Here is a 12,804-nt window from a genome sequence, read left to right on the forward strand (position 1 = left end):
GCAAGCAGGGCGCCTGGGCTGTGGCGTGCATGCACGACCCTTGAAATCTTCTGGGCTGCCCCCAGATGGACTGCACCGTTTCTTCTTTGAACCGTCAACACAAGAACAGCCATGGACAAGACCACCCATTCCTTCCAGGCCGAGGTCAAGCAGCTGCTGCACCTGGTCACCCACTCGCTGTACTCCAACAAAGAGATCTTCCTGCGCGAGCTGATCTCCAACGCCTCAGACGCCTGCGACAAGCTGCGCTTCGAGGCGCTGGACAACAGCGGCCTGTACGAAGACGCGCCCAACCTCGAGGTGCGCATCCTCATCGACAAGGCCGCCCGCACGCTCACCATCCGCGACAACGGCATTGGCATGAGCGCGCAAGAGGCCATCGACCACCTGGGCACCATCGCCAAGTCGGGCACCAAGGAATTCATGGGACGCCTGTCGGGCGATCAGGCCCGCGATGCCCAGCTGATCGGGCAGTTTGGTGTGGGCTTCTACAGCGGCTACATCGTGGCCGACAAGATCACGGTCGAATCCCGCCGTGCGGGCTTGGGCGCCGACGAAGGCGTGCGCTGGACCAGCGAAGGCACCGGCGACTTTGAGGTGGAGGCCATCAGCAAGCCCACCCGGGGCACCGACATCATCCTGCACCTGCGCGAAGGCGAAGACGATTTCCTGGCCCGCTGGAAGCTGCGCGGCATCATCGCCAAGTACTCCGACCACATCTCGCTGCCCATCCTCATGCAGAAGGAAGAATGGAGCCAGGAGAAGGGTGAGTACGAGCTCAAAGACGAGTGGGAAACCGTCAACCAGGCCGCCGCCCTGTGGACGCGCAGCAAGAGCGACATCACCGAAGAGCAGTACCACGAGTTCTACAAGCAGATCAGCCACGACCACGAGGCGCCTCTGGCCCACACCCACAACCGGGTCGAAGGCCGCAGCGAGTACACCCAGCTGCTCTACATCCCCAAGAACGCGCCCTACGACCTCTGGAACCGCGACAAGAAGGGCGGCCTGAAGTTGTATGTGAAGCGCGTCTTCATCATGGACGACGCCGAGGCCCTGCTGCCCAACTACCTGCGCTTCGTGAAGGGCGTGGTCGATTCGGCCGACTTGCCGCTGAACGTCAGCCGCGAGATCCTGCAGGAAAGCCGTGATGTGAAGGCCATCCGCGAGGGCTGCACCAAGCGCGTGTTGTCCATGCTGGAAGACCTGGCCAACCACGAAGACCAGGTCAAGCGCGAACAGTACGCCGCCTTCTGGAAAGAGTTCGGTGCCGTGCTGAAAGAGGGCGTGGGCGAAGACTTTGCCAACCGCGAGCGCCTGAGCAAGCTGCTGCGCTTTGCGTCCACGCACGACGAATCCGGCGAGCCCAGCGTGTCGCTGGCCGATTACGTGGCCCGCATGAAGGAGGGCCAAGAGGCCATCTACGTGATCACGGCCGACAGCCTGGCCGCCGCCAAGAACAGCCCGCAGCTGGAGCTCTTCAAGAAGAAGGGCATCGAGGTGCTGCTGCTGACCGACCGCGTGGACGAATGGCTGCTCTCGCATCTGCACGACTTCGATGGCAAGCCGCTGCAAAACGTCACCAAGGGCGCGGTCGATCTGGGCCAGCTGCAGGACGAAGAAGAAAAGAAGAAAGCCGAAGAAGCCGCGACCACCTTCAAGCCGGTGCTGGAGCGCCTGAAGACCGCGCTGGGCGAGCGCGCCAAGGACGTGCGTGTGACCACCCGTCTGGTGGATTCACCCGCCTGCCTGGTGACCGAGTCGGGCGACATGAGCGCCCACCTGGCGCGCCTGCTCAAGCAGGCCGGCCAGTCTGCGCCCGAGGTCCAGCCCATCCTGGAGGTCAACCCCGAGCATGCCCTGGTGAAGAAGCTGGAAGCCAGCGAGCACTTTGACGAACTGGCCCACATCCTGTTCGACCAGGCGCTGTTGGCCGAAGGCGGGCAGCTGGACGATCCGGCCGCTTATGTGCGTCGTGTCAATGCCTTGCTGACGACCGCCGCCGTGTGACGTCTGTGATGTGGCCAGACCGGGGCACGGCGGGCTCAGGCCCGCTGTGGCTGTTGACGCGGATGACCGTATTCGTCCAGGTCGTTGAGGTCGGCCAGCGGGGTGGGGCCTGAGTCCCCACGCTGATCAAAGGCAAAGAAAGAGTCGGTGGCAAAGCCCGATTCGGCCCATCGCGCCGCGCGCTCGGCGCGACGCTCCTTGAGCTTGCGCGCCAGTTGGTCGCCAGCGTCGTGCAGTGGGTCGGGTGCCTGATGGGCAGGCGCGCCAGCGCCAGGCTGGATCGCACCGGTGGACTGCCCCAACGCCCAGGTGGCCAGCAAGGCCTGGTGCGGCCACTGACCAGCCCGGCAGCGCAGGTAGCGGATGCGACAGGCGTCCAGCACCGCCTCTTTGAAACGCTGGCCGCTGTGAGGGCGCTGGCTGCCGCCTTGTTCAAAATCGATCGCCGAGATCACCGAGCCGTTCGGGTGGCACACCAGCAAGGACACGTGCAGCCCGGTCAGGCGCTCGTACCAGAGCTTGGCCTCTTCAGGCAGGTGGGGCTGACAAAACCGCAAGAGGCTGACCTTGGCCAGCACGATGTGCTGAGGCAGGGCCGCCTTGAGTTCGCGGTGCAGGGCGCGCTCTTGGGCATTGAACAGGGGGCGGGCGTGAAGGTTCCAGCGGGCAGGCCATTGCCGGCGGGCGCGCTGGTCCCGGCGGCCACGCCACCACCAGCCCCAAGCCACGCCCAGCAGCGCGGCGGCGGGCGGGAACACCCACCAAATGCCGTCCAGATCCATGTGACTTCATCCCTGTTACAAGCGGGGATGTTACATAACTTCACGTGAAGAAGACAGCGCCGTCTTGCGCCATCCCCCGCATGGGTGTGCGCGCTGGGTGTGGACTGAAGGGGCTGGCCTCAGGCGGACGCCACGAGCAAGCGCACCCAGTCCGACACGTGCATCGCCCGGTACTTCACCCGGTAGATCAGCTCGGCGGCGAGCGACTGCAGCGAGCTGTCCAGGTGGGTGCCCACCGTGTCGGGCGGCAGCTTCAGCCAGGCTTCGGCATCGGGGCCGTCGCGCTCTACCGTGGCACCCGCCTTGGTCGCGATGCGCAGCATCGGGGCGTTTTCGCTCAGGGCGTGGATCATCAGGTGGCTGGCGTGCTGGTTGCGCGCATGCATGATCGCGTGCTTGAACAGCAGCATGCCCAGGCCCTTGCCGCGCGCCGAAGGCAGCACCGACACGCCAAACTCCATGGCGCGGCCGCGCGACGAATCACCGTGCGGGCCTTTGCCGGGCATGGCCGCCAGGTGGGCCATGGCCACCAGGTGCAGCTTGCGGTTGAACACGCCAAACACCTCGTCGCGCTTGAAGTCGATCGAGGCCACGTACTTGGCCATCTGTTCGTGGCTCACCTGCGAGCCAAAGCGCAGGTACCGGTCCCGTTCATCCAGTTGAAGCAGGTGGTCCAGTATGCGGCGCCGGTGCCGGGCGTGCAGATCGCGGATGGGCACCCAGGCGTGCTCGGCCGGGTGGGGCAAGGAGCCCTTTGGCGACTTCAGTCCAAAGCGGTCCAGTGCAGGAGGGGGTGGGGGCTTGACGGTGGTCATCGCAGATCCCGTTCGGTCGCGGTTGTGTCGCGAAAGAATCCTTGGGGTAAACACTAATGTACGAGATCGGGGCCAGGCCCGCAAGCGCCAAGGGCATCAGCCTTTGACCTGTGTCGGCCATCATGCGCAATGCTGCACACTTCGTGCTCGGTGCATGGCCTGCTTGTGGCTGTCCTGGTGATGTGCTAGAGTGGCAGGCTTTCCCGAAATGGTTGCCGGGAAAGATGCATTCATGCAGTCGCGCCTTTTGCGAGGCCACCAGCGCGGCGGCTTGTCTTGTTCAACCATGTTGTTCAGACAAGCGGCTGACGAATCAGAAGTGGTGCCAATGAGGGCAGTCAACCAGTTTCATTCTTAGGAAATCTCATGAAGACCTTCAGCGCCAAGCCGGCCGAAGTGAAGCACGAGTGGTTTGTGATTGACGCCACCGACAAGGTGCTCGGACGTGTCGCCAGCGAAGTGGCACTCCGTCTGCGCGGCAAGCACAAGGCCATTTACACGCCTCACGTGGACACCGGTGATTTCATCATCATCGTCAACGCCGACAAGATCCGTGTCACGGGCACCAAGGCCAACGACAAGATCTACTATCGCCACTCTGGCTTTCCTGGCGGCATCTACGCGACCCGCTTCAAGGACATGCAGGCCAAGCACCCTGGCCGCGCCATCGAGAAGGCTGTCAAGGGCATGCTGCCCAAGGGCCCCCTGGGCTACGCCATGATCAAGAAGCTGAAGGTCTATGCAGGCGGTGAGCATCCGCACACTGCACAGCAGCCCAAGGCCCTGGAAATCTGAGGAGCGGTCACATGATCGGTAACTGGAACTACGGCACCGGCCGTCGCAAGTCCTCCGTGGCCCGTGTCTTCATCAAGAAGGGCACTGGCCAGATCATCGTCAACGGCAAGCCCGTCGATCAGTATTTCGGTCGTCAGACCTCGATCATGATCGTCAAGCAGCCCCTGATGCTGACCAACAACGGTGAAGCCTTTGACATCAAGGTCAACGTGCACGGTGGTGGTGAATCTGGTCAAGCTGGTGCTGTGCGCCACGGCCTGACCCGCGCCCTGATCGATTTCGACGCTGCCCTGAAGCCCGAACTGAGCCGCGCTGGTTACGTGACCCGCGACGCCCGCGAAGTCGAGCGTAAGAAGGTCGGTCTGCACGGCGCTCGTCGTCGTAAGCAGTTCAGCAAGCGCTGATCGATGCGCCCCAGGTTGGCCCCATGGCCGGCCTGCCCAACCCGCCCCTGGCAACCGCCCCGGGCGGGTTTGTCTTTCTGGCGCCATTTGTTTTCCTACAATGGCGCCTTCCGCAGATTGAAAGGACCGCTGGATGATCAAGGTCGGCATCGTTGGTGGCACCGGTTACACCGGGGTGGAGTTGTTGCGCCTGTTGTCGCAACATCCTCAGGTGGAGCTCAAGGCCATCACCTCTCGCAAAGAGGCTGGTCTGCCCGTGGCCGACATGTACCCCAGCCTGCGTGGTCATGTGAACCTGGCCTTCGTCACGCCGGATGACGCCAGGCTGACCGAATGCGATGTGGTGTTCTTTGCCACCCCGCATGGTGTGGCCATGGCCCAGGCGCGCGAGTTGCTGGATGCCGGCGTGAAGGTGATCGACCTGGCCGCCGACTTCCGCCTGAAGGACACGGCCGAGTTCGAGCAGTGGTACGGCATGGCCCACACCTGCCCGGACATCCTCGATGAGGCCGTCTACGGCCTGCCCGAGCTCAACCGCGATGCCATCCGGCGTGCCCGCGTCATCGGCAACCCGGGCTGCTACCCCACGTCGGTGCAGTTGGGTTATGCGCCTTTGCTGCGCCACAAGCTGATCGAGACCACCGGCCTGATCGCCAACTGCGCCTCGGGCATTTCGGGTGCCGGCCGCAAGGCCGAGGTGCACACCCTGCATGCCGAGGCCTCTGACAACTTCAAGGCCTACGGCGTCAAGGGCCACCGCCATGGCCCCGAGATCAACCAGCAGCTGCGCGCCATCGCCGGCGACGCCAGCGTGCACTGCCTGTTTGTGCCGCACCTGCTGCCCATCATCCGTGGCATCCACTCCACCTTGTACGCGCGCCTGAACAGCGCCGGTCAGGCCGCCGACCTGCAAAAGGTGTTTGAAGACACCTACCGCGGCGAACGTTTTGTGGATGTGTTGCCAGCGGGCAGCGCGCCCGAAACGCGCAGCGTGCGCGCCTCCAACACGGTGCGCATCGCCGTGCACCGCCCGCTGCCCGACACCGTCATGGTGCTGGTGGTGGAAGACAACCTCACCAAGGGCGCCTCAGGCCAGGCCGTGCAGTGCATGAACCTGATGTGTGGTCTTGACGAGCACCTCGGCCTGACCGGCGTGCCCGTGCTGCCCTGATGCGTTGGCGCCTGTTGCGCCGGCGGCTGTCGATCAGCTCGCCGCGGATGGCCGTTCGCAGCCACCTGCCCTGGCCGGTGCGCTGGGCGCTGGTGGCCATCGTGCTGGGCTTTTCGGGGGCCTTGGCCTTGTGGGCGTTCGAGGTGGGCCGAGGGCTGGCCGGTCTGGATGGCGGTGCCCGGCAGTTGGGCGAGCAGCTCGCAGCCACCCAGGCCCAGCTGGAGGCCGCCCGCCGAGACCGTGATCGCGCGCAGTCGATCGCCAACACCGCCGACAGCCTGCTGAAGACCGAACGCGTCACCCAGGCGCGGCTCATCGAGCAGGTCAAGGCCCTGGAGGCCGAAAACCAGGCGCTCAAGGACGATCTGGGATTTTTCGAGCGTTTGCTGCCATCGGCCTCGTCGGGCGTGGCCATCCGGGGCGTGCAATTCGAGCGGGTGGTGCCCGGGCAGTTGCGCTACCAGCTCTTGCTCATGCAGCCAGGCGGCCGGTCGGCGCCAGAGTTCAGCGGCGAGCTGCGCCTTCAGGCCACTGGCACACGCCAGGGGCAGCCATGGTCTGCCGAGGGGGCCGAGATGGTGTCTCAGCCGCTGCGCTTCAGGCAACATCGCCGGCTGGAGGGCGTCTTGTCCTATCCGGCAGACGTTCAGTTGCGCCAGGTGCAGGTGCGGGTGCTGGACGCCAGTGGCCATGCGCGGGCCACGCAGGTGGTGCGGCCGTGATCGACGGGATGAGTGTGGTTTCAGCCCCTTACATGCTGGTCCCCGAACGCCTCGCGTTTGGGCACAATCGAGGGTCTGCTGCGGCGTGATGCCGCCAAGGAGTGATGGATGTTTGGCTGGAAAAAAAGTCCGCCGCTGCGAACCCTGATCGGTGAAGGCACGGTGCTCAGCGGTGAAGTGCGCTTCACCGATGGTTTGCGCATCGACGGTGAGGTGCAGGGCAATGTGACCGCGGTGGGCGATGGCCGCACGCTGCTGGTCATCAGCGAGAAAGCCCGTATCCGTGGCAAGGTCAGGGCCGGTCATGTCATCATCAACGGCGCAGTGGAAGGTCCGGTGCGCGCTGAAGACCTGCTGGAGTTGCAGCCCAAGGCCCGCATCGTGGGTGATGTGCACTACGAGTCCCTGGAAATGCACCAGGGTGCCACGATCGACGGCGAATTGCGCCCCCTGAAGGCCGACGACAAACCCGCGCTCAAGCTGGCGGCCACCTCGGTGCCGGGCTCGGGGCCGGGCACGGGCGGCGTCGCAGGCAGCGGCAACACCTCAGGCAATGAGCGCGCAGCGTCCTGACCCACTGAATTCATTTGATCCCCCGGAGAGCACCATGAGCGCCCTTGCTGAAGCCACCCCCTCGTTCAACGAGGACATCCCCGCCCCCATCGTCTTCACCGACGCCGCCGCCGCCAAGGTGGCCGAGCTGGTGGCCGAAGAAGGCAACCCCGACCTGAAGCTGCGTGTGTTCGTGCAAGGTGGGGGCTGCTCGGGGTTCCAGTACGGTTTCACCTTCGATGAAATCCAGAACGAAGACGACACCCCGATGAGCAAGAACGGTGTCACGCTGCTGATCGACGCCATGAGCCTGCAGTACCTGATCGGTGCCGAGATCGACTACAAGGACGATCTGGAAGGCGCGCAGTTCGTGATCCGCAATCCCAACGCCACCACCACCTGTGGTTGTGGCTCGAGCTTTTCGGTCTGATTGGTCTTGTCGGTCTGATCGAACCAGGGCGGCGCTGGGCCCTCAGGCCGGATACAGCGCCCCCAGCACACGCGCGCCGCGTGCGCCGGTGACCCCGGCCACGTTGCCTGCCTGGGCGCTGAGGTGGCACCATGCCAGCCAGGCGAAGGCGGCCGCCTCCACCTGCATCACGTCCAGTCCGTGGGCGTCCGAGCGCCCCACGCGCACGCCGGGCAGTTGCTCGCCCAGGCGCCGCAACAGGTCGCCATTGAGCGCGCCCCCACCACACACCACCACTTCGACCGCGTCGGGTGCATGGTCATGGATGGCCAGCGCCGCTGACCGGGCCGTCAACTCGCACAGCGTGGCCTGAACGTCGCGCGCCATTTGCCCATCGCTGACAGGGCCATCGGTCAGGCCGTGTGGTCCCAGCCACTGATTGAGCCAGTCGGCGTTGAACAAATCGCGGCCGGTGCTTTTGGGGGGCGGCAGTTTGAAATAGGGCTCGCTCAGGGCATCGGCCAGCCAGTCTTCGCGCACATGGCCTGCCGCGCCCCACTCGCCATTGGCATCGAAGGCGTGGCCGGTTTGCCACTCGCACCACATGTCGAGCAGGCAGTTGCCGGGCCCGCAGTCAAAGCCCAGAGGGGGTAACCCGGGCCGCAGGATGCTCAGGTTGGCCATGCCCCCCACGTTCAGCACCACCACCGAGCGATCTTCACGCCCGAAGATGGCCTGGTGGAAGGCCGGCACCAGGGGGGCGCCCTGACCACCGGCGGCCACATCGCGGCTGCGGAAATCGGCCACCACGGCGATGCCTGTGTGTTCTGCCAGCGTGGCGGGGGCGTTGATCTGCCAGGTGTAGCCCAGGTCGGGCCGGTGTCGCACGGTCTGGCCGTGTGCGCCGATGGCACGGACGTCTGATGGCGACACCTGCGCAGCAGCGAGCAGGGCGTGCACCACCTCGGCATAGACCTCGGCCAGGCCCTGGGCGGCCACGGCGCTGCGGTGCAGTTCGTTGTCGCCCGGGGTGTTCAGGGCCAGCAACTCCTGGCGCAACTCATGGGGAAATGGGCGGTGGGCGTGCCCCAAGGTCATCCACTGCGGCGAGGGGCCCCGCAGCAGCACGCCGTCCACGCCGTCCAGCGAGGTGCCTGACATGAGCCCGATGTACAGGCCGTCATCGGCCCCGGACGTCGCGGCCAGGCTCATTCAAAACGAGGGGCGGTGCGCAGCCCGGCGGTCTGGCGGTCGTTGGCCGAATCCAGTCGCTGAGCGGTCACCAGTGCCGTTTGCCGGAACGTGGCCAGCGCCTGGGGCGACAGCTGCAAGGTTTCGGCGGCACGGGCAATCTTCATCGGGTCCACGTGCTTGCCAGCCACCTTGAACTCGAAGTGCAGGTGAGGGCCGGTGGCCCAGCCGGTGGCACCCACGGCGCCAATGCGCGTGCCCTGGTCGATCTTTTGGCCCCGGCGCACGTCGATGCGGCTCAGGTGTGCGTACACGGTCATGCGGTTGCCAGAGTGCTGCACCTGCACCACGTTGCCGTAGCCGTTTTGCCAGCCCGCAAAACTCACCGATCCATCGCCCACCGAACGCACCGGCGTGCCCGTGGGCGCGCCGTAGTCCACCCCTAGGTGTGCACGCCAGGTTTTGTGGATCGGGTGGAAGCGCATGGCGAAACCGGAGGTCACACGCGAGAACGCCAGGGGGGACGCCAGGAACGCGCGGGTCTTGCTGGTGCCCGTCAGGTCGAAGTAGGCGCCCTTGCGGCCGGCCTCCTGGAACCACACGGCGTCATGCACCTTGCCCTGGTTGATGAACCGAGCCGCCAGCACCCGCCCGGCGCTGCCCGACCAGGTCACCGGCTCGCCGTCGGCCAGGTAGGACTCATACAGCACGCTGAAGGCATCGCCCACCCGCAGTTCGCGGCGGAAGTCGATGTCGGTGCCGAAGATTTCGGCCACCTGGTTGGTGACGCCATCGGGCACGCCCGCCGCATCGGCGGCGGCAAACAGCGACGACCGGATGGTGCCCGACGCCGTGCGCTCGATGGTTTGCAGCGGCACCAGTTCGCGTTGGGCTTCGTAGCGCACCCCTTGGGCGTCGTCGATGCGCTCCACCGTGATGCGCACGAAGTGGGTGTCGAAGTCGCTGGTGCTGTCCGCAGGGCCACGAACCACCAGGCGCTTGAGTTGGCCATCTTGCGCCTCGGCCGTCACCGACTTGCCGGTGCGGCCTTGGAGCAGGGTGCCGGCCACCGGGTCGTTGCGGATGAACTGCGCCGCCGTGGGGTCGTCAACGCCCAGGCGCTGCAAGACGGTGTCCACCGTGTCGCTGTGGCGTGTGACGTCGGTGCGGTGCAGCAGCAACCCGGTGTCGTCCAGGGCCTTGAGTTGATCGGGCAGCCAGGGCGATTCGATCGGGGTGCTCAGGGCCGTGATGGGGGGCAGGGTGGGTGAAGACGCCAGGGGCGCCACACCGAAGGCGGTAACGGCGGATCCGCCCAACAACACAAGGACGGCGGCACTGAGGCGGTGAGGGTGGCGGTGGGTGGCTTGCTGCAGGGTCAGCAGCGCTCGGAACAACTTGGAATCGGTCAAAACATGCACCCCATCAACACCGGAGGCGGCGGTCTGTGCGCCAGCGCCCCTTAAAATCTGCAACCCACTCGCACGCAAAATCAATGCCTGCGCGAGCCCAATCGGTCAAGTATATAGCGACCACCCCCTACTGGGGGTGATTGATTGTCACAGACGGGTCACCCATGTTGCCATCCGAAAAAGCCCCTGAAGTCCAGCCTCAACACCCCATCACCGACCGGGTCCAGGAGGCCCTGGCCATCACCCGGCGCGGCGTGGAAGAGTTGCTGCCCGAGGCCGAGTGGGTGCGCAAGCTGGCCCGATCTGAAGCCACCGGCACGCCGCTGCGCATCAAGCTGGGCCTGGACCCCACCGCCCCCGACATCCACCTGGGGCACACCGTGGTGCTCAACAAGCTGCGCCACCTCCAGGATATCGGCCACCAGGTCATCTTCTTGATCGGCGACTTCACCTCGCTGATCGGTGACCCGTCAGGCCGCAACACCACCCGCCCACCGCTGACGCCCGAGCAGGTCAAGGCCAATGCCGAGACCTACTACAAGCAGGCCAGCCTGGTGCTCAACCCCGACAAAACCGAGATCCGCTACAACAGCGAGTGGTGTGACGCCTTGGGCGCGCGCGGCATGATCCAACTGGCCAGCCGCTACACCGTGGCCCGGATGATGGAGCGCAACGACTTTCATGATCGTTTTCATGCGGGCACGTCCATCAGCGTGCACGAGTTTTTGTATCCGCTGATGCAGGGCTATGACTCGGTGGCGCTCAAGTCTGACCTGGAGCTGGGCGGCACCGACCAGAAGTTCAACCTGCTGATGGGGCGCCACCTGCAGGCCGAGTACGGGCAGGAGCCGCAATGCATCCTGACCATGCCGCTGCTGGTGGGCCTGGACGGCGTGGACAAGATGAGCAAGTCCAAGAACAACTACGTGGGCATCAGTGAAGCGCCCAACCAGATGTTCGGCAAGCTCATGAGCATCAGTGACGACCTGATGTGGCAGTACTTCACCCTGCTGAGCTTCAAGGCCATGGCCGAGATCGAGGCGCTGAAGGCTGAGTGCACCTCGGGGCGTAACCCGCGCGATGCCAAGGTGATGCTGGCGCAAGAGATCGTGGCGCGTTTCCACGGGGCGGGTGCAGCCGTGTCGGCGCTGGATGATTTCAACAACCGGGCCCGGGGCGGCGTGCCAGACGACATCCCCGAGGTGGCCCTGAGCCTGCCGGCCGACGGCGCCGGGCTGGGCGTGGCCGCGCTGCTGCGTCAGGCCGGGCTGGCGCCTTCGGCCAGCGAGGCCAACCGCCTGATCGAGCAGGGTGGCGTGAAGATCGCGGGCGACGCGGTCAGCGACAAGTCGCTGAAACTGGGCGCCGGGGTGTATGTGGTGCAGGTGGGCAAGCGCAAGTTTGCGAAGGTGACGCTGTCAGGGGCGCAGGGCTGAACAGCCTGCGGGTGATCCCGGATGCGGGGTGCTTGTGCTTTCACTTAACGTCCCACCATTCAATCAACCAGTGGAGTACTGCACCATGAAACATTTCACCGCTACTGTGGTCGCCGCTGCCGCCTTGGTGGCCGCCGGTTCGGCCAGCGCCGCGCTGGTCACGATCAATGCCAATGATGGCTTGATCGACGGCGCTGGCACGCTCACCTTCAGCGAAAATCTGCGCAACGCCCTGAACGTGGGTGCCGTCACGGCAGAGGCCTTTGGTGACGCCACCTCGGCCATCACCGGCGCGCCGGGCGCTTACACCAACATCGCCGTGTCGGCACCTGTCACCTCGCTGGTGTACGACGACACCACCAACCAGGTGACCAAGGTCTTCACGTCGGGGGGCGCACGACAGGTGGCTGGCAATGTGCCTGGCGTGTCGGGTGGCGGCTGGGTGGAAGTCGGCAACCTGGAAGTTGATCTGCTCACCAGTGAAATTTTCGGCACCATCGTGGGTCAAAGCGATGCTGGTGCGTCCGTGAACTACTACGGCAAGCTGTTCACCATCGGATCGGTCACAGGCGACACGACCCTGCCATCGCCAGCCAGCACTGGTTTCACGACACTGAGCACGCTGGCGCTGGACTCGGCGGCTTTCACCCAGATCTCCAACGCTTTGGCCTTGCAATTCCTGGGCAGCGTGTCCTTGCAGGCGGCATCCAGTGATTTCGGTACCATCGAGTCGGCCATCTCCAATCTGATACTCACCCCCCCCCCCCCGGTGCCATCGATCCCTGAGCCCTCCACCTACGCGCTGATGGGGCTTGGGCTGGTGGGGTTGGCTGCGGCGAGGCGTCGGCAAGTCAAGGCCTGATAACAGCCTAAGGTATGAATAAAAATGGCGGGTTTACCCGCCATTTTTATTGGCGCTCTGAATTCACCCCAATGGGTTTCGATATTCCGCTTGCGCCGCATGAGGAAACTGTTTGTGAAATAGCGCACAAATGCTGCCCATGCGTTGCACTTCAGGCCATCGAGAAACGAACGCTTGCGCGTGTTACGCCTGTTGCAAAAGAGATTCCTGAAGTTGGGGGTTAATACCGGATTCGAGCCTGCA

General features: G+C 64.9%; 13 protein-coding genes. 9 read left to right on the plus strand and 4 right to left on the minus strand.

The genetic code is table 11. The annotated features are described in order from the left end of the window. The first annotated feature begins 111 nt into the window (after positions 1-111). Entirely contained in the window at positions 112-2,010 is a 1,899-nt protein-coding gene (gene htpG / locus WNB94_RS11380; protein ID WP_341390505.1) for a molecular chaperone HtpG, read from the plus strand. 35 nt (positions 2,011-2,045) lie between these two features. Here the strand turns inward: htpG and WNB94_RS11385 are convergent, their stop codons facing one another. Continuing rightward, a complete protein-coding gene (locus tag WNB94_RS11385; RefSeq protein WP_341390506.1) occupies positions 2,046-2,792 on the minus strand; it encodes a DUF2726 domain-containing protein in 747 nt (248 codons plus the stop codon). Positions 2,793-2,911: 119 nt separating this feature from the next. Further along, positions 2,912-3,607: a GNAT family N-acetyltransferase gene (locus tag WNB94_RS11390; protein WP_341390507.1), complete on the minus strand. Its 696-nt coding sequence runs from the start codon at positions 3,605-3,607 to the stop codon at positions 2,912-2,914. Between the two features lie 366 nt (positions 3,608-3,973). On the opposite strand from WNB94_RS11390, the gene rplM reads away from it, so the two are divergent. The 6 genes from rplM to erpA all read left to right on the plus strand — a co-directional run bounded on the left by rplM (position 3,974) and on the right by erpA (position 7,681). Continuing rightward, a complete protein-coding gene (gene rplM / locus WNB94_RS11395; RefSeq protein WP_341390508.1) occupies positions 3,974-4,402 on the plus strand; it encodes a 50S ribosomal protein L13 in 429 nt (142 codons plus the stop codon). Positions 4,403-4,413: 11 nt separating this feature from the next. Continuing rightward, positions 4,414-4,806, plus strand: a complete 393-nt coding sequence (gene rpsI / locus WNB94_RS11400) for a 30S ribosomal protein S9 (protein ID WP_341390509.1) — start codon at positions 4,414-4,416, stop codon at positions 4,804-4,806. Between the two features lie 133 nt (positions 4,807-4,939). Continuing rightward, positions 4,940-5,977 (plus strand): N-acetyl-gamma-glutamyl-phosphate reductase, encoded by a 1,038-nt coding sequence (gene argC / locus WNB94_RS11405; protein ID WP_341390510.1) that lies wholly within the window; start codon positions 4,940-4,942, stop codon positions 5,975-5,977. 47 nt (positions 5,978-6,024) lie between these two features. Then, positions 6,025-6,699: a DUF6776 family protein gene (locus WNB94_RS11410; RefSeq protein WP_341390511.1), complete on the plus strand. Its 675-nt coding sequence runs from the start codon at positions 6,025-6,027 to the stop codon at positions 6,697-6,699. A 108-nt stretch (positions 6,700-6,807) separates the two neighbouring features. Next, positions 6,808-7,272, plus strand: coding sequence for a bactofilin family protein (locus WNB94_RS11415; RefSeq protein ID WP_341390512.1), 465 nt, complete (start codon positions 6,808-6,810; stop codon positions 7,270-7,272). Positions 7,273-7,306: 34 nt separating this feature from the next. Next, positions 7,307-7,681, plus strand: a complete 375-nt coding sequence (erpA, locus tag WNB94_RS11420) for an iron-sulfur cluster insertion protein ErpA (protein WP_341390513.1) — start codon at positions 7,307-7,309, stop codon at positions 7,679-7,681. Between the two features lie 42 nt (positions 7,682-7,723). Here the strand turns inward: erpA and WNB94_RS11425 are convergent, their stop codons facing one another. Both WNB94_RS11425 and WNB94_RS11430 read right to left on the minus strand, forming a co-directional pair. Next, positions 7,724-8,872, minus strand: coding sequence for an anhydro-N-acetylmuramic acid kinase (locus WNB94_RS11425; RefSeq protein WP_341390514.1), 1,149 nt, complete (start codon positions 8,870-8,872; stop codon positions 7,724-7,726). Continuing rightward, on the minus strand, positions 8,869-10,272 hold the full coding sequence (locus tag WNB94_RS11430) for a M23 family metallopeptidase (protein WP_445819059.1): 1,404 nt from the start codon (positions 10,270-10,272) through the stop codon (positions 8,869-8,871). The genes WNB94_RS11425 and WNB94_RS11430 overlap by 4 nt, the downstream gene beginning before the upstream one ends. Before the next feature lie 155 nt (positions 10,273-10,427). On the opposite strand from WNB94_RS11430, the gene tyrS reads away from it, so the two are divergent. Together tyrS and WNB94_RS11440 are read left to right on the plus strand one after the other, a co-directional pair. Beyond that, the gene (gene tyrS / locus WNB94_RS11435; RefSeq protein WP_341390516.1) at positions 10,428-11,699 is read left to right on the plus strand and encodes a tyrosine--tRNA ligase; all 1,272 of its coding nucleotides are present in this window, start codon (positions 10,428-10,430) and stop codon (positions 11,697-11,699) included. 85 nt (positions 11,700-11,784) lie between these two features. After that, on the plus strand, positions 11,785-12,561 hold the full coding sequence (locus WNB94_RS11440) for a PEP-CTERM sorting domain-containing protein (RefSeq protein ID WP_341390517.1): 777 nt from the start codon (positions 11,785-11,787) through the stop codon (positions 12,559-12,561). Positions 12,562-12,804 lie beyond the last annotated feature (243 nt).

Origin of the sequence: Aquabacterium sp. A3, from assembly GCF_038069945.1 — a bacterium.
Lineage (GTDB): Bacteria > Pseudomonadota > Gammaproteobacteria > Burkholderiales > Burkholderiaceae_C > Aquabacterium.